15 protein-coding genes are annotated in these 20,460 nt (G+C 65.1%); 6 read left to right on the plus strand and 9 right to left on the minus strand.

Features of this window, described 5'->3' with window-relative positions:
- The 5 genes from J1M87_RS20380 to J1M87_RS20400 all read right to left on the minus strand — a co-directional run.
- Positions 1 to 1,254, minus strand: a 1,254-nt coding sequence (locus J1M87_RS20380) for an MFS transporter (protein ID WP_206491480.1), incomplete at its 3' end; no start/stop codon positions are given.
- Positions 1,235 to 2,998, minus strand: a complete 1,764-nt coding sequence (locus tag J1M87_RS20385) for an ABC transporter permease subunit (RefSeq protein WP_206491481.1) — start codon at positions 2,996 to 2,998, stop codon at positions 1,235 to 1,237. The genes J1M87_RS20385 and J1M87_RS20380, both read right to left, overlap by 20 nt.
- A 3-nt stretch (positions 2,999 to 3,001) precedes the next feature.
- Positions 3,002 to 4,483 (minus strand): ABC transporter substrate-binding protein, encoded by a 1,482-nt coding sequence (locus tag J1M87_RS20390; protein ID WP_241257278.1) that lies wholly within the window; start codon positions 4,481 to 4,483, stop codon positions 3,002 to 3,004.
- A 17-nt stretch (positions 4,484 to 4,500) separates the two neighbouring features.
- Complete coding sequence (locus J1M87_RS20395; RefSeq protein ID WP_206491482.1) at positions 4,501 to 5,250, minus strand: ABC transporter ATP-binding protein; 750 nt, start codon at positions 5,248 to 5,250, stop codon at positions 4,501 to 4,503.
- Entirely contained in the window at positions 5,247 to 5,972 is a 726-nt protein-coding gene (locus J1M87_RS20400) for an ATP-binding cassette domain-containing protein (protein WP_307830886.1), read from the minus strand. Before J1M87_RS20400 ends, J1M87_RS20395 begins: the two co-directional genes overlap by 4 nt.
- Before the next feature lie 108 nt (positions 5,973 to 6,080).
- Here J1M87_RS20400 and J1M87_RS20405 point away from each other — a divergent pair, with 108 nt between their 5' ends.
- The 4 genes from J1M87_RS20405 (at position 6,081) to J1M87_RS20420 (ending at position 10,024) form a co-directional block, all read left to right on the plus strand.
- A complete protein-coding gene (locus J1M87_RS20405) occupies positions 6,081 to 6,590 on the plus strand; it encodes a TIGR04338 family metallohydrolase (protein WP_206491485.1) in 510 nt (169 codons plus the stop codon).
- A 53-nt stretch (positions 6,591 to 6,643) separates the two neighbouring features.
- Positions 6,644 to 7,408 (plus strand): LLM class F420-dependent oxidoreductase, encoded by a 765-nt coding sequence (locus J1M87_RS20410; protein WP_206491487.1) that lies wholly within the window; start codon positions 6,644 to 6,646, stop codon positions 7,406 to 7,408.
- Positions 7,409 to 7,485: 77 nt separating this feature from the next.
- Complete coding sequence (locus J1M87_RS20415; protein WP_206491488.1) at positions 7,486 to 9,294, plus strand: ABC transporter substrate-binding protein/permease; 1,809 nt, start codon at positions 7,486 to 7,488, stop codon at positions 9,292 to 9,294.
- Position 9,295: 1 nt separating this feature from the next.
- On the plus strand, positions 9,296 to 10,024 hold the full coding sequence (locus J1M87_RS20420) for an amino acid ABC transporter ATP-binding protein (protein ID WP_206491489.1): 729 nt from the start codon (positions 9,296 to 9,298) through the stop codon (positions 10,022 to 10,024).
- 9 nt (positions 10,025 to 10,033) lie between these two features.
- Here the strand turns inward: J1M87_RS20420 and J1M87_RS20425 are convergent, their stop codons facing one another.
- From J1M87_RS20425 to J1M87_RS20440, 4 genes are read right to left on the minus strand one after another with little or no spacing between them, the layout of a single operon-like run.
- On the minus strand, positions 10,034 to 11,680 hold the full coding sequence (locus J1M87_RS20425; RefSeq protein ID WP_206491490.1) for a glycosyltransferase family 39 protein: 1,647 nt from the start codon (positions 11,678 to 11,680) through the stop codon (positions 10,034 to 10,036).
- A complete protein-coding gene (locus J1M87_RS20430; RefSeq protein WP_206491491.1) occupies positions 11,677 to 13,185 on the minus strand; it encodes a glycosyltransferase in 1,509 nt (502 codons plus the stop codon). The genes J1M87_RS20425 and J1M87_RS20430 overlap by 4 nt, the downstream gene beginning before the upstream one ends.
- Positions 13,182 to 14,690, minus strand: coding sequence for a hypothetical protein (locus tag J1M87_RS20435; protein ID WP_206491492.1), 1,509 nt, complete (start codon positions 14,688 to 14,690; stop codon positions 13,182 to 13,184). The genes J1M87_RS20430 and J1M87_RS20435 overlap by 4 nt, the downstream gene beginning before the upstream one ends.
- Positions 14,687 to 16,642, minus strand: coding sequence for a hypothetical protein (locus tag J1M87_RS20440; protein ID WP_206491493.1), 1,956 nt, complete (start codon positions 16,640 to 16,642; stop codon positions 14,687 to 14,689). The genes J1M87_RS20435 and J1M87_RS20440 overlap by 4 nt, the downstream gene beginning before the upstream one ends.
- Positions 16,643 to 16,967: 325 nt before the next feature.
- Between J1M87_RS20440 and J1M87_RS20445 the strand changes: the two genes are divergently transcribed.
- Together J1M87_RS20445 and J1M87_RS20450 are read left to right on the plus strand one after the other, a co-directional pair.
- Positions 16,968 to 18,074 carry a beta-mannosidase gene (locus J1M87_RS20445; protein ID WP_241257279.1) on the plus strand — a complete coding sequence of 369 codons (1,107 nt, stop codon included), beginning with the start codon at positions 16,968 to 16,970 and terminating at the stop codon, positions 18,072 to 18,074.
- 72 nt (positions 18,075 to 18,146) lie between these two features.
- Positions 18,147 to 20,198, plus strand: coding sequence for a PhoX family phosphatase (locus tag J1M87_RS20450; RefSeq protein ID WP_206491494.1), 2,052 nt, complete (start codon positions 18,147 to 18,149; stop codon positions 20,196 to 20,198).
- Positions 20,199 to 20,460 lie beyond the last annotated feature (262 nt).

Genomic DNA, 20,460 nt, shown 5'->3' on the forward strand with positions numbered 1-20,460 from the left:
GGCGAGCACCACGCGAAGACCGAGAACACTGGCGATGGGGAACAGCGCAGCGACCAGCCATGGGATGGCCGCACCCCAGCCCGTGTCGGGTGAGGCATCGATGACGGCACCGAGGGCGATGGATCCGATGAGGACTCCGATGCCGCCGAGCGAGGCCATGAAGCCGTAGTAGGACCCCAGTCGACGTTCGGCTGCCATCCGCGGCACCAGATCCCTGGCCTGGGGCATGGCGATCATTTGTCCCAGCGCGAGCAGGAGCACGAACAGTGCGGCCGGGATCAGCCCGACCAGGCCTTCCAACTCCAAGGGACTGAAAACCGCCACCAGGACGAAAGATGCTGCCATGACGGCGAATCCGACGGGAAGCGTGATGCGCGGTGCCACATTCGCGATGCGTCGGGTGATCGGCATTTGGGTCGAGACCACCAGTACCGCCGAGATCGCGAAAAACCAACCGAGCACCGTCTGCGATCCCCAGGCGCGCTCCACTTCCAGCGGCAGTAGCAGATACAGCTGGTTGTAGGCCACCAGTTGGGCGCTCATCGCCACGGCGAACAGCACGAAGGTTCTGTTGCGCACCACATCGGTCCAGCCCGAGAGCCACGGATCGTCGCGATGTTCGCCGGGTTCGCGCGGCAACCACACCGCGTGGGCGAGGATGACCAGGACGAAGATCGCGGCAGCGACCAGGCACGCGATGCGAAAGTCGGCCAGTAGCAACATCGATCCGACGAGGGGGCCGGTGAACGAGCCGATCTGACTGCACACCGAGAGCAGCGCGAACGACTCCACCCGCGTCGGCCCGCCGTCACGTTCGCTCTTGCCTGCTTCGATCGCTACGGCGGATTCGACTGCGGGAGAGAACAATGCCGCCGCAAATCCCACCAGCACGGTGGCCGCCAGGACGCCGGCAAGAGAATCGAACACCGCCAATCCGAGAAATCCCAGCACTCGCAACACACAGCCGACGAGGACGACCGGTTTGATACCCCACCGATCGGCGAGGGTGCCACCGACGAAGAACAGTCCCTGCTGCGAGAAGGTCCTGATTCCGAGGACCACCCCGACGAGCGCGGCCCCGAGGCCGAGATCGCTCGTCAGATGTACGGACAGGTACGGCAACACCATGAAAAAGCCGATGTTGAAGGTCATCTGGGTGAGTACGAGCAGCCGGACGGTGGGAGTGGCCCGCCTCAGATCGACGAGAAACGACCACCGCCATCGCGTCGGCGATTCATCGGTTCTCGTGGTCATGTACTGCGTCCTCCTGCGTCGACTGTCTCGATGACGGTACCTGTCGTGCCCGCCCCGAGGTTGCCGCGGAGAGCGATACCGCGAGAACGGCGAGCGCGATCAACGATGCGAGCGGAGCAGCCGTCACCCAGGGCGCGCGTTCGACGGCGGATACCCCGTCGGACAGGATCAAGCCCCAGTCTGCCGTGGGCGGCTGCGGACCGAGACCGAGGAAACCGAGCGCCGCAAGAGCCAGTGCGACACCGGGCAGTCGAATCATGGCGTGCCGCAGTACTACCGGAAGGACGCTGGGCACGATGGAGCCGAATAGAATGCGCGCATTGCTGGCACCGAGCGTCGGCAGGATCGAAATGTACGGCCGCGCCCGAGCCTCCTCGACGAGTGCAGCGGTGTGCGCGGCAAGCGGAGCCCACGTCACGATCAGTACGGCGACGGCGGCACCGCCCGCCGACGGTCCCCAGACGGCGGCGATGAGGATGCCGGTCACCACGGGAGGTGCCGCGTTGGTGACCTCGACCAAACCCCGCGACGCTTTCGGTGCCAGTCCCAACAGCACCCCTATGAACGTTGCCGCAACAGTCACGGCGAGGGACAACCCGATCGAGCGCAACGCACCGTCGGCGACCCTGGCCAACAGATCCCGCCCCGAGGCATCCGTGCCGAAGGGGTGAGCCAGGGAGGGGGCGGCGAACTTCTCCCGCCTCGTCACCTGCCCGTCCCGCGGAAGACCGACGAGGACGACGATCACCAGCACCGATGCTGCGGCACTCGGCACCACCCAGCGTCGCGGTGACCGGTGGAAGACCCCGGCCGGGATCGGCATGGCCTTCTCGCGCAGTGCACTGCCCAGCAGCATGCGCCGGACGAGTTCTGCCGCGATGCCGAGGGCTGCACTGACGGCGAGCAGAAGCAGGATGTCGATCTGCAGGGCCGGTAGGTCCTGCGATTGCGCATCACCGAGGGTGGTGCGCCCCAATCCCGGTATGGCGAAGACCTTTTCGACGGCGACCGCGCCACCGGTGATGGCCACCATGATCAGTCCGATCTGCGACGCGATGCCGGTGAGGGCTCGGCGCAACACCGCGGCGGCGATCTGCGCTCGGGTGAATCCGGCGACGGTCCACGTGGTGACCCATCCTTCGGTGAACGTGACGGCGACGGCGTCGGCGAGCAACCGCCCGATCAACCCTCCGGCTGGAAGTCCGAGAGCAAGTGCAGGCAGCACTGCGTACTCGGGGCCGTTCCAGCCGTAGGCAGGGAACGACAGCCAGACCGCGCCGAGCACAACGAGTACCGAGGCGAGTAGGAACTCCGGCAACGAGGTGAGCGCGGCCGCGACACCGCCCGCGGTGCGCTTGGGGGTACCGCGCAATCCGGCCCGCATGCTGGGCAGCACCACCAACCCGGCCGTCAGGATCGCAACCACCATTGCGAAACCCATCAGCGTCAGCGATACCGTCAATGCGTCGAGTGCCCCGGGAAGTACCGGTTTTCCGGTGTTCCAGGACGTTCCGGGATTGCCCGACGCGATCCCGGTGAGCCAGTCCCAGAACATCCGGATCGGGCCTGCGTCGAGGCCCAGATCGCGTCGAATCGCGGCGAGGGCCTCCGGGGTCGGCTCCTGCTCGGCCGAACGAGCCCGCAGAATGCTCAGTGCGGGATCGCGATTGGACAACCACGGCAGCATCCCGACCACGAGTACGACCCCGCAGACCGCGAGCAGACGTGAGGCGGTTGTTCGCATCTATTACTCGAAGGAGGTCTGGTTGGTGATGAGTATCCGCTCCCGTGGGTCCCGTGCGACGCCGGTGATGGCCTCGGATTCACCTTGAACGACGCGCTCGTGCAGCATCGGGATGGCGGCATCGCGTTCGAGAATCAGCTTCTCGGCGGCGAGGATCGCGGCGCGGCGCTCGTTTCCCGGCTCGGTTGCGGAGGCGCCGTCCAGAGCTGCGTCCACCTGTGGGTCGCAGAACTGGGAGATGTTGAACGACCCGTCGCAGGCGAAGTCGGAATACATGTAGGCCACCGGATCACCGGAATCGAGCACCGTTGCGCGGGAGAGGATGAAGGCATCGAATGCGCCACTGAGCGCATCGGTTTCGATGAACTGATACTCCCGCACCACCTGGTTGACGACGAAGCCCTTCGCTTCGAGTTCCTGCTGCAGCAGTACCGCGACCTCGGGGAGTTCGGCTCGGTCGGTGAAGGTGGCCAACGTGATCGTCTTGCCGGTGGCATCGCCCGCGGGGGTTTCGGTGCGTGCGGGGCGATCCGCGGCCCAGGGCAGCGCTGGTCCGAGCAGACCGTTCGCGATGTCGGCCCTGCCCTCGTAGACCTGGTCGACCAGACGATCCTCGTCCACCGCCTCTCGGGCGACGGCGCGCATGGCCGGGTCGCTGAACACGCCGGACGCCGTGTTCAGGTACAGGGTGTTGGTGCGCGGCATCGGCACCTCGTGCACCAGCGATCGGTCGATGTTGTCGGCTTGCGAGACCGGAATGGCCTCCACCACATCGGCGGTCCCGTTGCGTAGCGCGGCAGCGCGGGCGGTTCCGTCGGGCACGAAATCGACATCGATGCCCGAGAGTTTCGCCGGTTCGCCCCAGTAGTCGTCGTTGCGATCGAGGGTGGCCCCGGAGGTGCCGTCCACGGCGGTGAGGACGAAGGGCCCGGTGCCGGTGCCGACGGGGTCGCTGCCGCCGCCGGAGTACGCCTCGGGGGCAAGGATGGACAGCTGCGGGCTCGACAGTCGCTGCGGCACCAGCGGATCGATGTCTTTGGTGGAGACGGCTACGGTGTCGTCGTCGGTGGCGGAGACGGTCAGCTCGACGCCGTCGAGGATGCGCGGTTTGGGCGCGGCCGTGGTGGCTGCGGTGAGCGCGGTGACGACTGCGGAAGCATCGAGTGGCGTCCCGTTGTGGAAGCTGACGTCGGGTCGGAGGTCGAAGCTCCAGGTGCGATCGTCGACGCGATTCCAGCCGGTGGCGAGACCGGGTTCGGCGTCGCCGAGGTCGTCGAGGGTGATCAGAGTTTCGGCTGTCGACCAGCGTGAGAGTTTGAAGGCGTCGTCGCTGAACTGCGACAGTCCCGAGCGCGGCGGTTGCAGCATCGCCACGCGCGCGCGGTTCTCGGTGTCGCCGGAGGCCGCTCCGGAGGAGAAGCAGGCGGTGAGGGTCAATGTTCCTACTGCCGCCAGCGCGCCTAGGCGAAAGGCGTTCGTGGTCAAGATAACTCCTGTGGGTTTCATGCAAGCCGGGGGATGGCGTCGATCAGGTCTCGGGTGTGTTCGTGTTGTGGTTCGGTGAGAATGCCCTGAGCACTTCCGGTTTCGATGATCTTGCCGTCGTGCATCACCATGACCTCGGTGCACAGCCGCACCACCGCGGACAGGTCGTGGCTGACCATCAGAACGGCGCTCGGCAGCGCTGCCAGCACCGAGAGGATCTGTTCTCGCAGGTCCGGGTCGAGCCCGCTGACCGGCTCGTCCGCCAGGAGATACTGCGGTTCGCACGCGAGCGCTCGGGCAATGGCGACCCGCTGATTCTGGCCGCCGGACAGTTCGGTGGGTCGACGTGCCAGGTACCGCGCGTCGAGTCCGACGGCCGTCAGTGCGGCGCTCGCCTTGGCTCGATGATCGCCGTCGACGCCGAGCAGGCGCAACGGCGTCGCCACCGAGTCCAGCACACTGCGGCGCGGATCGAGGCTGGTCGCGGGGTCCTGCGGCACGTACTGCACCCGCCGCCGAAACCACCGCAACGAACGCGTCGAACCGGGACGCACTGTGCGCCCGTCGAGTTGGACGGTCCCGTCACTGACCTCGGTCAATGCCAACAGCACCCGCAGCAGAGTTGTCTTTCCCGAACCGGACTCACCCACCAGGCCGACGCGACCGCTCGGGGACAAGGCGACGCTCACGCCGTCCACTGCGGTTCGCGAGGAGCCGTGGAGGTCGTGACGCCGGGTGACGTTCGAGCACACGAGGCCCGCAGTCATCGCATGACCACCTGACGGAACGGATCTGCCGCCCGGGCCGCGTCGACCATCCGTCTCGTTCGATCCGCTACGGGGTTGTCGAGCACCGTTGCGGTGGAACCGGATTCGATGATGCGGCCGGAATCGATGATCAGCAGGTGGTCGCACAGGTGCGCGGCGACGGCGATGTCGTGGGTGATGAACAGCAGCGACGCCGCCTCACGAAGCGCATCGAGCACGCGAGCCTGACTGATCACGTCCAGGGCGGTTGTCGGCTCGTCCGCGATCACCAGTGAACTCTCGCGGGCCAATGCCAATGCAATACAGACACGTTGGCGCTGACCGCCCGAGAGTTCGAGTGGATGCGAGGCCAGGATGCGGGCGGAATCTCGCAGTCCGACTCGCTCGAGCAGCGCGGGTGCGTCCGGTGTGCGCAGCTGCCGCCCGACGGTGACCATCGGATTCAGGGCCGTTGCCGAATCCTGGAAAACCATTGCCGGACGGGCTGAACGTGGACGCCGAGGTGTCGGAACTCCGGCGACCTCGTGACCGTCGACGAGGATACGGCCGGTGCAGGTGACACCCGGGGGCAGCTGCCCGACGAGGGCGGATGCGATCAGCGACTTACCCGATCCCGACGCCCCCAGCAGGCCGAGGCGTCGTCCATCAGGGATCTCGAAGCAGGCGTGATCGACGATGCGGGTGCGGCCGGCATCGATGCTGAGGTCATCGACGACGAGCACGGAAACTCCTGAACACATAGAAAATGGCAATGACTTCGACAACCGTTGTCGATAGGACAGTAGGCGAGTCGGACAATCGGCACAACTTCGCCCCCTTAAGCTGACTGTGTGGGCAAGGCGAGGGATGCACAGCGATCGGCGGTGTACGACGCCGAACACTGGGTGCGCACCATGTTCGACCGCGCCGAGGAACGCGACATCCGCGTCGTGCACGTAGCGGGCTCGCAGATCACGCTGCCGATAGAGCGCAAATTCGCCTCGCTCGAGTCGGTCCAGCGGTATGTCGATGCAGTGCTGGCTCTGGACTGGGTCAGAGCAATGTGGCCCGATGCAGGCCGCACGATCACCGTCCGGGCTCGGTCGGGTGCGGGCGCGGCCCACTACGAACGCGACACCGCCACCATTGCCGTGCCACTGCATCGCGGAAACACCGCGTGGGCGTTACGCGAACTGGTGGTGTTGCACGAGCTGGCACACCACTTCGGAGACGAGGACGAGCCGCAGCACGGCGGCGCATTCGTCGATCGCTACATCACCCTCGTCGGTGAGATCGTCGGCTCCGAGGCGGCCTTCGTCCTGCGGGCCACGATGGCCGAGAGCGGCGTCCGAATCGGCTGACTCCGAGTGAGGTGCATCATGGGAGAGACAGCCCACACGACGAGGAGACGCGCATGACCGTCAAGATCGGTGTTCAGCTTCAGCCCCAGCACGCACCCGACTACCAGTTGATCCGTGACGCGGTGCTGCGCTCGGAGGACGCGGGCGTCGACATCGTCTTCAACTGGGACCACTTCTACCCGCTGTACGGCGATCTCGACGGTGCGCATTTCGAGTGTTGGACGATGCTCGGTGCCTGGGCCGAGCAGACCTCGAACGTCGAAATCGGTGCCCTCGTCACCGGCGGCGGCTACCGCAACCCCGACCTGCTGGCCGATATGGCGCGCACCGTCGACCACATCAGCGGCGGTCGATTGATCCTCGGAATCGGTGCCGGCTGGAACGAGAAGGACTACGAGAACTTCGGCTACGAATTCGGCACAGCAGGTTCCCGTCTGGCATTGCTGAAAGAGAGCCTCGCCAGAATCAGGCATCGCCTCGACGTCGGCAACCCGGCACCCACCCGCGACATCCCGATCCTCATCGGCGGAGGCGGCGAGAAGAAGACACTGAAAATGGTGGCCGAGTACGCACACATCTGGCACAGCTTCGCCGATCTCGAGGCGTTGAAGCGCAAGTCGGAGATCCTCGCCGAGCACGGCACCACCGTCGGCCGCGACGTCTCGGTCATCACCAGATCGGTCTCGTGGCCGGGGGCCGACACTGCTGCGGATTTCGTCGACGCCGGAGCCACCCTGTTCACCGTCGGCGTCAACGGCCCCGAGTACGACCTGACCGAACTGAGTCAGGCCATCGCTTGGCGGGACACACACAAGTAGTAGCCAGTTCGATGAGCGAAACCCTTGCGTGACGGTCGTTTGGGTGAGTGGGCCCCGGTCCGCTTAGGGTTTCGTCCATGGTTGCCGTACGCGCTTCACGCGCGCTCGTGGTTCTCGTTCTCGGACTGTTGATGGCTCTCACACTCGCATCGTGTGGCACGTCCTCGTCCGACGATCAGGCGTCCGCAGGTCCGACCGACCTGTGCTCACCTCCGGGAGTCGACAGCGCCTCGTCCACACCGACGAACTTCGACGCCGCCGGTGCTGCGGCAACAGAGGACAAGTACACGACGGCGAACGTCACCCCGCTGGACCGGATCGACACGAGCACACTGGGCTTGGTGACGCCGGGGGTGCTGACCGTCGGCACCCTGTCCGACGCCCCGCCGAGCATCTGCTTGGATGCATCCGGCCAGTACACCGGATACGACAACGAACTGTTGAAGGCAGTCGCCGCGAAACTGGGTCTGCAGATCAACTTCTCGGGCACCGAGTTCTCGGGCCTGCTCGCCCAGGTAGCCGGGCGCCGCTTCGACGTCGGATCGTCCTCGATCACGACGACGGACGAGCGCCGCAACACCGTCGGGTTCACCAACGGTTACGACTTCGGCTACTTCTCCCTGGTGGCCACTGCCGGCGGTCCGATCACCACGTTCGAGGATCTGAACGCGAGCACCAGAATCGGCGTCGTTCAGGGCACTGTGCAGGACGACTACGTGGTGAACACCCTCGGCCTGGACCCCGTGAAATTCCCTGACTACAACACCGCGTACGCCAATCTGCGTACCGGTCAGATCGACGCATGGGTGGCTCCGTCGCAGCAGGCGGAGGGTTTGGTCAAGGCCGACGACGGGACCGCGATCACGCAGAACACGTTCTCGCTGAACAACTTCATCGGCTGGGCCGTCGCCCGCGACAATCAACCGCTGATCGACGCCCTGAATTCCGGTCTCGACGCGGTGATCGCAGACGGCACCTGGGCAAACCTGTACTCCGACTGGGTTCCTCGCGAGTTGCCCGAGGGATTCGAGCCGGGCAGCAAGGCCGCCCCCGAGCCGACACTGCCGGACTTCGCCGCCATTGCAGCCGAGAACGACTCGAATTCCACCGAAGCGGTTGCTCCGCAACAGAAGTCGACCCTCGCACAACTCGGCGACACGTTCTTCGACTGGTCGCTGTACAAGGCGGCCATCCCCGACCTGCTCCGGGTGGGCCTGCCGAACACGCTGATTCTGGCATTGGCGTCGGGCATCATCGGCACTGTGCTGGGCATGTTGCTGGCCTTGGCCGGTCTGTCTCGCACGCGATGGCTACGCTGGCCCGCCCGGGTGTACACCGACATCTTCCGCGGTTTGCCCGCGGTGGTGGTCATTCTCATCATCGGGCTCGGCATCGGTCCGGTGGTGCAGAGTGTGACCGGAGGCAATCCGTACTGGCTCGGTGCGGCGGCACTGTCGCTGCTGGCCGCGGCGTACATCGGTGAGATCTTCCGGTCCGGCATCCAGAGCGTGGAGGCCGGGCAGATGGAAGCCGCACGGGCACTGGGCTTCAGCCGTCGTCGCTCGATGAACCTCGTGGTCGTTCCCCAGGGTGTCCGACGCGTGCTGCCTGCGCTGATGAACCAGTTCATCTCACTGATCAAGGACTCGTCGTTGATCTACTTCCTCGGACTGCTCGCCACCCAGCGTGAACTGTTCGCCGTCGGCCGAGACCTCAACGCACAGACCGGAAACCTGTCGCCACTCGTCGCGGCGGGACTGTTCTATCTCGCGTTGACCGTGCCGCTCACCCATCTTGTGAACTACATCGACAAGCGATTGCGCACCGGTAAGGCCGAGCAAACGCTGGACCCGGTGGAGCAGGCCACCGTCGTGGAAAGAGGCTGACATGAGTTCTGTTTCATTGCAAGGCAGGGACATTCATCTCTCGTTCGGCACCAACAAGGTGTTGCGCGGGGTGAGCATCGACGTTCCGGCAGGAACGACGACGACGGTCATCGGGCCCTCGGGCTCCGGCAAGTCCACCTTGCTGCGGGCTCTCAATCGACTGCACGAGCCGGAACAGGGTGACATCCTGCTCGACGGCAAGTCGGTCCTGAAGGACAACCCGGACGTGCTGCGTCAGCGCATCGGCATGGTGTTCCAGCAGTTCAACCTGTTCCCGCACAAGAGCGTCGCCGACAACATCGCGCTCGGTCCACACAAGTTGCTCGGTCTGTCCAAGGACTCGTCGCGAGCTGCGGCGCTCGAGCAACTCGAGCTGGTCGGCTTGGCCGACAAGGCTGATTCGCGGCCGGGCAACCTCTCGGGTGGACAGCAGCAGCGCGTGGCCATCGCCCGCGCACTCGCGATGAAGCCGGAGGTGATGTTCTTCGACGAGGCGACCTCCGCGCTCGATCCCGAGCTGGTCAAGGGCGTGTTGGCGCTGATGGCCGACCTCGCACAGGGCGGCATGACCATGGTCGTGGTGACCCACGAAATGGGCTTCGCGCGATCGGTGTCGAACAGGGTGCTGTTCATGGACCACGGCAGCGCAGTCGAAACCGGAACGCCGGAGCAGTTGTTCGACGATCCGCACACCGATCGACTCAAAACGTTCCTCTCCCAGGTGCTCTGAGGAACTTGCTCAGGCGGGCACCCGGTACAGACGCCAATCCGGTTGGTCGGCACCGGTGTTGGGTATCTCGAATTCCAACGGGTACAGCTGCGCACCGTTGTCGTAGATCGTGGGGTATCGCCGGTTGATGGCATCCGATACTCCGCGCCCTTCGTTGGGCACCGTCAACAGGTACCGAACCCCGGCGGCCGCTGGATCGTTGAGGATCTGCGTGAAGTCCAGATCCGATGGAATCACGAAGCGTCTCGGATACTCCGAGGCGGCCAGAACGGCGAATCCGTAGACGGAGTCGACCAGTATCGAACCGTCGGGAAGTGCCTGCCCGTCGAGATACGCCGCCAGTTCCCGTTCGGTGGCGAAGGAGTCGATGACTCGCCGTGCCGTCGTGGCCTCCGAGTCGGCCGCGGAGGGATCCCCCGCGAGCAGGTAGCCGAGGGCGTACTGCTGACTGGACAACGAGGGCTGCAGCATCGCCCAGGCCGTGATCGGCAGCGCGGATACGCACAGTACCGCCGCCGCCACTGCCGCCCTGGTACGCATCGGCGGGTACGACGGACGATGTCTGCGGTATGCGCCCGCGCGCCGGGTCGGCAGATCCCCCGCTGCGGGAAACAACTGCACGACGACGACGGCGGCCAGCGGAATGGCACAGATGAAGAACCGCAGGAATCCGAAGGTCGAGCCGGTGATATAGCTGCCGGCCTGGAATGCCAGCACGCCGCCGAACAGCAAGGGAGCCACCACGAACTCGAGATCTCGCCGACGCGTGGCCAGTACCACCGCGAGCGGAAATGTCACCAGCAACGTCGGCCCCAATGCGATGAGGGCACCGAGTGAGAACGCGGTGGTCTGCACCAGATCACCGCTCGCCCCACCGGACTGCGTCAGAATCGCGGTATTTCCGTAGCTCGACGACAATTGGGCGAGCGCCTCACCGGTGATCAACCAACTGGTGGTGATCCACACCAGGAACATCGCCGTCCCCGGGCCGGAGATGAGGACGGCATCGAGAACAGCTCTGCGCCGCATACTTTTCCAGTGCTCGCGTCCCCGGCGACATGCGGTGACGACCGCCACCAGCACCGCTGCCAGCGCGATGGGGACCACGCCCTCGTAGCGGGCCAGGAAGGCCAGACCCAGCGCAATACCGGCCAGCAGCAGATCGTGGACGTCGTCGGTGTCGACCCAGCGAATCAATCTCCGCACGGCCCAACAGAGCAGGAACAGGAAGCCTGCCTCGCTCATCCCGTTGGCACCGTAGAAGACGATCATCGGGTTGATCGCGAACACGACGGTGATCAGGATCCTGTATCGACCGGGCAGTCCGCGATCGCGGCAGATGCCGTGCACCATCACCACGGCACCGGCCATGAACGCCGCAGAGACGGTGATACCGGAGATGTTCCACCGGGTGATCGCCGGCCACCACGACGCGAACGCAACCATGGGGAGTTGGGCCAGGCCGGTCAGCGGGGTGAAGATGAAGCCGATCGCCGATACGTGCGGATCACGGCTGAGCAGCACCGCCTGCGCCGCTGCGGTACGCGAGAGAGCGTCACCCAGGATGAAGCCGAAGCGCAGGCTCAGCGTGATGCCGACGGCCAGGTATCCCGCCAGAGCACTGCCGAACACGATCCACGGTGCCCGCGAGCTCATGTGGCTTCGTCCTCGGCCGGCTCGGCAGCTACCGCAGGCCCGGACAATCCGTGAAAGGTCTTCTCCCAGTAAGACGGGTTGCGCACGAGCTGCCAGCAGCCCTTGATGGATGCCACACTCATCATCACCCAGTACAGCGGCATCGTCAGGCTCGGAACCAGCAGGTAGGCGTTGTCGCTCTCCCTACTGGCGATCAGATACATGTAGACGGTGGCGATGTTGCCGACCACCAGGGACAACAGCGAGAAGTAGTAGATGTACGGCGGAAAGAGCTGGGCGATCAACCCGGGCTGGCCGAGAATCCATGCCGCCGTGGTGAACCAGAAAACCATGTTGATGCAGGCGGTGACGGGCGTCCCGGCAAGGAGCAAGGTGAAGCGATAGGTGCCGACCGGGCCGAGGGCACGAACGGTCACCATCGGCCTGCGCATATGCACCAGCCAGGTCTGCAGGTATCCCTTGTACCAGCGGGACCGCTGGCGCACCCAGTTGATCGGATCGCTGTTGGCCTCCTCGAGAGTCGTGGAGTCCAGCACGGCCGTCGAGTAGCCGGATGCTGCGATGCGCACACCGAGATCTGCGTCCTCGGTGACATTGAAGCCGTCCCAGGCACCTACTTCGTCGATCACGTCGCGGCGCAGATGATTGGAGGTTCCACCGAGTGGGATCGGTGACGTGCTCGCCATCAATCCTGGAAGTAGGTAGCCGAACCACAGTGCGTAGTCCGCGGTGAACCACCCGGTGAGCAAGTTCTGAGATCCATTGTGAAAGGCCAACTTCGCCTGGACACACGCGACCGTGTCCGGCAACCTGGCGAAGGCGGCAACGACGCGTCGGAGTTGCAGCTTCTCGGGGAGGTCCTCGGCATCGAAGATCGTCACGATCGTCCCGGTCGCGAAATGCAGTCCGTAGTTGCACGCTTTCGGCTTGGTGCGTGGGTCACCGGCGGGCACCAGGACCACGTCCACCAGATCACTGACGCCGCTCTGCGCTGCCGCTTCGATGGTGACCTCGTCGTCCTCTTCGAGCAACAGCAGAACCTGCAGCTTCTCGGGGGGATAGTCCAGGCCGGTCATCGCCGCGATGAGATCACCGACCACCTCGGGTTCGTCGTAGGCCGGAACCAGGATCGTGTAGAGCGGCAACAGGTCATCGGGGATCGAGAGCGCCTGCTCGTCGGTGACCGTGACGATCGCCGATGCGTCCAGCCCTCGGGAGAACAGCAACACGCGGTCGATCATCGCGAGGAGGTATCCGACGGTGCAGACGACGGTGACCGCCAGCAGCGTCCCGACGGGGACGACGATCGCGCACGCAAGCAGTAGCAGCGCGCTGCCGATTGCCGTGTACTTCTGCCAGGGTACGAAGGCAACGGCCGCCGAGGCCAACGGGTTTCGGTCGGCCAGCCCGTTGATGGCATCATCGAGCGCAGCTGCTCGAAACTCTGCGGACTCGGTACCGACCCGCGGCGGATGCGGTCTCCGGCCTGCCGGAGTTGCGGTCATCGTCTCGAACCGTTCGTGAGATCCCATTGCTCGCGAACGAGCCCTTTTCCGAAGCTCGTCAGCAGTTCGCGATCCTTGAACTCCGGGTCCCCGTCGATGGAAATGGCGTTGCCGCGCAGGAAGGTACCGATCGCCGTACCGAGGTTCGACGCCATGGACGGCATCGGTTGCGGAAACACCGCATCCGCATCGTGGTTGTCGACGCTGATGATCGTCACTCGCTGAGTGAATTCTCCGCGCTGCCAGACGAATACCAGTTTGGTCCAGGTCACCAGCAGAGCGTCGCTCACCGATGTGTAGAGCGAACCGGTCACACCACGGCCGAGGTCCACGGGCAACGAACGACTCGTTCGGGTATCGGAAAGACGGTAGAGCGTGCTCTCCGGATACACGGCCAGACTGGCCCGATTCGTGGTGGACAACACATCGACCACCACCGTCCGCGGGCGCGCCCGGACGTCCCACGCCGAATTACCCTCGTCGGCGCGCATGGTTTGCCGCACCAGTGTGGCCCTGGTGCCGAAGAAGGCACGGACCCAATCGAACTCCTCGATCCCGGTGCTGCTGAATCCGGCCGGAGCCGCGAACGGCGTCGATACAGATCCCGTCGGCCCCATCACAGTCGGCAGTTCAGGACGGTCGGGAAGCGGGATGAAGAACAGGACCACTGCGGCCGCGACCGCGACGAGGACCGAGCTCGGCGACCACTTCGCCGATGGGGCAGCAAGACGATGTGGACGGCGCGGCTCCCATCGGCCACGACGGGCAACGAGATAGAACACGCTGCCGGTGACCGCCGCAGCGCCGACGGTCGGAACGAGTTGGAGCCAGACGATATCGATCTGCGGCGACAGTTGCAGCATGATCTCTGCGACGAGTAGTCCGGTCAGGACCGTGCATCCGAAACCAAGCCACCCCCGGCGTGCTGTTCGGCCGACGGCGATAGCGCCCGCGACGCCCGCCAACAGCACCATCACCGAGGCGTAGGCCAATCGGCTGCCGCCGAGTCCGACAGCGACGAGTCGATAACCCAACGGACTCAGGGCGATCAGCAGTAGCCAGACCGACCAGAAACGGCCGACCGGCCGAAGACCGAACATCAGGATGGAACCACCGAAGAAGAAGGTCAATGCTGCAAGCACGTCGAGGTGCGAGAGTTCGTACTGATCGGCGTATCGAGGAAGCCACAGCGCCTTGACCGCGAACGAGATCAGCAAGAAGATGCCGCCGACGATGTTGTCGGTCTGGCGATCGTGGATCGGCAACTCGTCGGCTCGTCGACGGGCTACGCCTTGCGCCGCCACGACAGCAAGCAGCGGAAGCACGAAGATGTACGCGGTGATCGCGCCGTCCGCCGACTCCTGCGCCAAACGCACCCAGGTCGGGAAGAACGCGAGGGCGACTCCGCCGAGGAGAACCACCCAGCGCACCGTCAGAATGCCGGCTGGGTGGCGTGACTGCTTCCAGCGAGCGAGCGCCTGCGTCGGCTCGGTGGCCACGGTCATTGTGCGCCGGTGTGCCGACTGGGAGCGCGCGCTGAACGGCGCGATCGAATCGCGAACACGAGGGCGGCCACCACCGCGAGAGCCAGGACGACCAGGCCCGCACCGACGAGCGCTGCCGTCGAACGGTCGGAGCTCCCGTCTTCGGTGGCGGCAGCGGAGTCCGCGGCCCCCGACAGAGCCGAGCTGGACAACGAGACGGGGTCGGTGTTCGGCGCGGCGAACAGGATGTCGCCGTCGAGTGCGAACCATCGGGCGGGGTCGGCGTCGAGCCACGCCAGCATCGTGTCCACCGTCTCGGGTGCCGAGTTCCACGACGCAACGACGACGGCCTTGTTCTGCACCGATGTCACTTGGAGGGTTGCGAAGGGTTGGGCGGTGTCTACGGTGAGTTCGGTTGCCTCGGTGTCGTTCTCGGGGTCGTTGATACGGAAGGTCGTCTCGTCGTACGAGGACAGCGGCAGGGTCAGCGCGTCCGGGAGATCTGCCACCGGTGCAATCACCACTGCCGGGGTCGAACCGTCGAGAGCTCGATCCATGGACACGACCTCGGGCAGGAGTGGCCGACTGGACAAACGCTGCAGTCCGGCCACCATCGTGACCGCCCGGACGGCACCGGCGTAGGACTCGTCGGTGAGGGCAATATCGAACTGCGGCATCAGTGCCTGCGGTATCGACCGCATACCGAGCGGTGCCGGTGTCGAGGAATCGGCCGAGCGCACGAGCGTCGAACCGTCCACGGTCACGGTGAAAGCGGCTGCGGACGAGCAGCCACCGGTGGTCGTCGACGGATGGTCGACGGAGACCTCGAGCGTGTCGATTCGAGACAGAGCCGAATTCGGAATATCGATCCACTGGTCGAGCCGGCCGCTCTCCTCCGCCGGCCAGACCGCGACCGGCGATCCGTTCACGGTGGCCCGGACCGATCCGACCCCTGGGGTGTAGCTGCCGATCAGGTGCACGGACAGATTCGAGGCAGAGCGGCCCAGGCGCGTCTGATCGATCGGGACGGAGGCTGTTGCCGTCCTGGCGCCCGTTCCGGTCACCGTTCCGATGCCGAGCTCGTCGAGTGTGGCCGAATCGGGGGCGAGCTGGGCTTTGGGTGCAGATGGCCCGGCAACGGCCGCGGTGGCGACAGCGATATCGGCGAGGTTGCTGGTGATCAGACGAGCCTGATCGGTCAGGTCGGATCCGGTCCCGGTGAGGTACATCCGTGGCGGAGCCGGTTCCACCGGATAGATCAGCTCGGCACCGGCGTCGGAGTTCTCGGCCAGCACGACCGACCGCTCGAACGGACCGTCGGGTGCGGCTCCTTGAAGTGCACTGTCCGGCTGTACTCGAACCTGAACCGGTTGCGACCCGTAGTGATGCACCACCGACGTCGCGACAAGTGTGGCTGCAGTGATCGTCTCGCGGTCCGGCTCGGCTGGAACGAACACCGTCAGCGTGCGCAGCACGGCCGGGAGGAACTCCGCGATGGTGGAGGGCACGGTCGGTTCGCCGCGATAGTCGACTGTTGCATCGATCAGTCGAACCGCACCGGCGTCCGGATCCGGGCAGAACCGATCGTCGGGTATCAGCGAGGGAATCAGATCGAGGCCGATCGCCCCGTCGACGGTCGGTGCAGCGTCGAGTGGAATCGAGACCGGAGTCGTCGGCGCGGCGTTGTCGAGGGAAATGCGGGCAATCGGCCGTCCGCCGGATTCGACATCGACCCAGCCGCGGTCGAGCCAGGCGGGCGTGGTCAGCACTCCCGTCAGCATTGCGGGCACGGAACCGGCGGGTGATGGCACGGTCACCCGCGTACGCGGTCCGGTCAGGTCGATGGTGGTGGAGTCGCCGAGACCCAGCTGCGCGAACGTGAAGCGATCGGGCTCGGCGGTGTCCGAGGACTGTGGTCGCTCCGGATCGCTCGGCTGCGCCGAGGCCACCGAAGCCGACAGCACGAGCGTCACGAGAAGAAGAGCTGCACAGGGAACAACACGCTCGGTCCGCATAGGGAATTGACCAACCTTCTCTTCTCGAACTGACACTCGGACAATAGCGTGAGTTTCACTGCACCATTCCCCTTGCTGCACAGAAATGAAACCGTCCGGCTATTTCGCTCGGGAGTAAACCAACTGCACGACAGGAAAACTCACGAATTGCTCCCCATAATTCTGTACCAGCGGCTTTCATCGATCGATTTTTTGTTCGGGCGCGCATTTCGTTCTTTTCGCCGGGTCGGTGACGTGAGAACAACGTCTCGACTCGCGGCCCCCGGCGTCTACCATTGCTCGAATGCCGAGTGTCTCGAAATTCTTGTGTCGCGCTCTCGCTGTGGTGGCACTCCTGGCGTCGAGTGCCGGCATTCCCTCGGCTGTCGCGGCCTCGGACGACGGGGCTCGCGTGACCGCGGGGGCGGACGGGTTGGCGCTCGACGGCGAACCCTGGTGGCCAACCGGTTTCAATGCCTACCAGCTCGCAACCGATTGGTCGGTCAATGCCGGCTGCGGTGCGATGGTCGATCTCGACAGCTATTTCGGGGCACTCCCTCCCCATTCGCTGACCCGATTCGATGCTTTCCAGGCGTTGGCGATCAATCGATTCACCGGTCTACTCGATTTCGGACCGATGGATGCGGTGTTCGCGGCGGCTGCGGCGCACGATCAGCTACTCGTCCCGGTGCTGTCCCCACAGGACGGAGCATGCGAGGGCAACGTGTTCAAGGACCGGCAGTGGTACGTCGACGGTTGGACGACGCCTCCTGCCGTCCCCAGCGCCAACGCAGTGATCAGTTTTCGGCAGTGGATGCTCACTGCGGTGACGCGATGGAAGGACTCGCCTGCGCTGGCCGCATGGGAGTTGGTCGGCGAGCCCGAAACCAGCACGTGTACCGATACCTCGTGCTCGTGGACCACCCGTACCTGCGCGGCCGGTGCCGCACAGGTGTTGCGCGAGTTCTTCGACACCGCTGGGGAACAGCTCCGCGCGATCGATCCCCGCACCCTGATCACCGCCGGCCTGACGGGCGGCGGGCAGTGCGGAAGCCAGGGCGAGGAATACGAGTATCTCGCCGGATCACCGTTCGTCGACGTCGTGCAATATCACGACTACGGTGCCGACGGCGTGCCCCTCCCCGGCGACCAATGGAACGGGCTGCAGCGCCGCATCACTCAGGCCGCCGAGGTGGGCAAGCCGCTGCTGGTCGGGGAGATCGGCGAGTTGGCCGGTTCCTGCGGCGACCTCGGCGCTCGCGCGGGCAGTATCGGGACGAAGATCGACGGCCAGCGAGCTGCCGGCACCGCGGGGGCCCTCCTGTGGGCTTTCGTCCCGGATCCTCGTCCCGGTGAGTGCACCTACGACATCGGGCCCGCGGATCCGCTGTGGCAGACGATCGGATCTTAGGACAACCTCGTTATCCCCAACTTCATCTGAACGTTCCTTTACTTTCGCTTTTGGGTGACACCGTGCCGTGTCATGAAGCCACTACCCTTGTTCGCCGTCCACGACGGAAGCTCCAAGCGATCAGCACTGACGTGCAAGTACAAGTGCGGTGATGCGTGCTTCCACGAAATCCCCAATACCTCGACGGGCGAGTACTTCGGCGACATCGTCAAGACCGCGATGTCGCGGCGAGGAGTCATCAAGGGCGGGGCCATGGCAGTGCTCGCCGTTGGCGCCGGTAGCGCTTTGGCGGCGTGCTCCACCGACGAACCCGCCAGCACCGGAGCTTCCGGCACCTCGGGCACGGACGCTCCGACCGTCGACGGAGTGGATTTCGTTGCGGTGGAACCGAACACCGAAGACGCCGTGGTGATCCCCGAGGGCTACGAGCAGGCAATCGTCATCCGCTGGGGCGACGCGGTAGTCGACGGAGCCCCGGAGTTCGACTTCGACAATCAAACCGCTGCCGCGCAGGCGAAGCAGTTCGGCTTCAACAACGACTTCGCCGGCCTGTTGGCGATCGACGGCACACCCAACGCGCACCTGCTGGTGGTCAACCACGAATACACCACCGAACCGGCCATGTTCAAGGGCTACGACGCCGAGAACCCCACCCGCGAGCAGTTCGACGTTGCCCTTGCTGCACATGGCCTTTCGGTGGTACAGGTCCAGGGCGAGTCGGGTACGGGCAAGTTGACCCCGGCGATGGGTGAGTACAACCGCCGCATCACCGGCACCACCGAGTTCGTCGTCACCGGCCCGGCCGCGGGAAGCGACCTGCTCAAGACGAGCGTCGACCCCACCGGAACCAAGGTGTTCGGCACGTTCAACAACTGCTCGGGCGGCCTGACGCCGTGGGGCACCGTGCTCTCCGGCGAGGAGAACTTCAACCAGTACTTCGGTAACGCAGAATCCATCACCGATCCCACTGCGGCCGAGCGGCTTTCGCGCTACGGCGTCAAGGGTGCCGCGAGCGAACGCCTGTGGGAACGCTTCGACAAGCGCTTCGACCTGGCGCAGGAGCCCAACGAGGTCAACCGCTTCGGTTATGTCGTCGAGGTGAACCCGTGGGACGCGCAGTCGACCCCCATCAAGCACACCGCGCTCGGACGATTCAAGCACGAGGCGGCGACGATCTACGTCACCGACGACGGCACCGTGGTTGCGTACAGCGGCGACGACGAGCGCTTCGACTACCTGTACAAGTTCGTCTCGAGCCGAAAGATGATGCCCGGGACCGGCCAGGCCGCGATGCGCCACAACCTGACGTTGCTGGACGCAGGAACGTTGTACGTTGCCACCCTCACCGGTGATTCCCCCGACGAGATCGACGGCTCGGGCACCCTGCCCTCCAATGGTGAGTTCCGCGGCACCGGCACGTGGATCCCGCTGCTCGAGACGGGTGAGGACGGCCGGGGAAGGTCGCTGGTGGACGGCATGTCCGCCGAGGAAGTCGCGGTGTTCACCCGCCAGGCAGGCGACAAGGTGGGCGCTACCAAGATGGACCGCCCGGAGGACTTCGAGCCCAACCCGGTCACCGGCAAGGTCTACGTTGCGCTGACCAACAACTCCAATCGCGGCACCGAGGGCAAACCGGCAGCCGACGAGGCCAATCCCCGCAACACCAACAAGAATGGGCAGGTGCTCGAGCTCGACGACGACCACGCGGGCACGTCGTTCACCTGGAACCTGCTGTTGGTCTGTGGTGATCCGAACGAAGCCGACACGTACTTCGGCGGCTTCGACAAGACACAGGTCAGTCCGATCTCGTGCCCGGACAATCTCGCGTTCGACTCCAAGGGCAACCTGTGGATCTCCACCGACGGAAATGCCCTCGATTCCAACGACGGCTTGTTCGCCGTGGTACTCGACGGCGCGCGCCGTGGAGAGACCCGGCAGTTCCTGACGGTTCCCGCCGGTGCCGAGACCTGCGGCCCGATCATCAGCGACGATCGCGTCACGGTGTGTGTACAGCACCCGGGTGAGAGCGACGATGCGACGGCCGATGCACCGGTTTCACATTGGCCCGACGGTGGCGACACCCAGCCGCGCCCCTCCGTGGTTGCGGTCTGGAAGTCCGCATAGAGCGGAAATCTGCGTAGCCGTTGCTCTTTCGCTCAACCGAGGCGCTCATAGTCGATGCAGGTCGACTGTGAGCGCCTTTCGGCGTTGTCAGATGTCATGACATGATCGGCGCCGATTCTGGGTATTCACAGGGCCCTCTGCGAATACCGCACGGCCGGTTGACCCGTCGATGAGGGATGTGCAAACCTACCTCGATACGCCGGTATCCGGAACTCCATGGCGGGCATTGCCCCGAGATGGAGGACGTGTCGGGGCAACGTCG

Origin of the sequence: Rhodococcus sp. KRD162 (genome assembly GCF_017168335.1) — a bacterium.
In the GTDB taxonomy this organism is placed as follows: domain Bacteria; phylum Actinomycetota; class Actinomycetes; order Mycobacteriales; family Mycobacteriaceae; genus Rhodococcoides.

Coding starts and splice junctions, on each gene's coding strand:
- J1M87_RS20385 (WP_206491481.1), bottom strand. CDS start 2,998: ATGCGAACAACCGCCTCACGTCTGCTCGCGGTCTGCGGGGTCGTACTC.
- J1M87_RS20395 (WP_206491482.1), bottom strand. CDS start 5,250: ATGACTGCGGGCCTCGTGTGCTCGAACGTCACCCGGCGTCACGACCTC.
- J1M87_RS20410 (WP_206491487.1), top strand. CDS start 6,644: ATGACCGTCAAGATCGGTGTTCAGCTTCAGCCCCAGCACGCACCCGAC.
- J1M87_RS20415 (WP_206491488.1), top strand. CDS start 7,486: ATGGTTGCCGTACGCGCTTCACGCGCGCTCGTGGTTCTCGTTCTCGGA.
- J1M87_RS20420 (WP_206491489.1), top strand. CDS start 9,296: ATGAGTTCTGTTTCATTGCAAGGCAGGGACATTCATCTCTCGTTCGGC.
- J1M87_RS20425 (WP_206491490.1), bottom strand. CDS start 11,680: ATGAGCTCGCGGGCACCGTGGATCGTGTTCGGCAGTGCTCTGGCGGGA.
- J1M87_RS20430 (WP_206491491.1), bottom strand. CDS start 13,185: ATGACCGCAACTCCGGCAGGCCGGAGACCGCATCCGCCGCGGGTCGGT.
- J1M87_RS20435 (WP_206491492.1), bottom strand. CDS start 14,690: ATGACCGTGGCCACCGAGCCGACGCAGGCGCTCGCTCGCTGGAAGCAG.
- J1M87_RS20445 (WP_241257279.1), top strand. CDS start 16,968: ATGCCGAGTGTCTCGAAATTCTTGTGTCGCGCTCTCGCTGTGGTGGCA.
- J1M87_RS20450 (WP_206491494.1), top strand. CDS start 18,147: ATGAAGCCACTACCCTTGTTCGCCGTCCACGACGGAAGCTCCAAGCGA.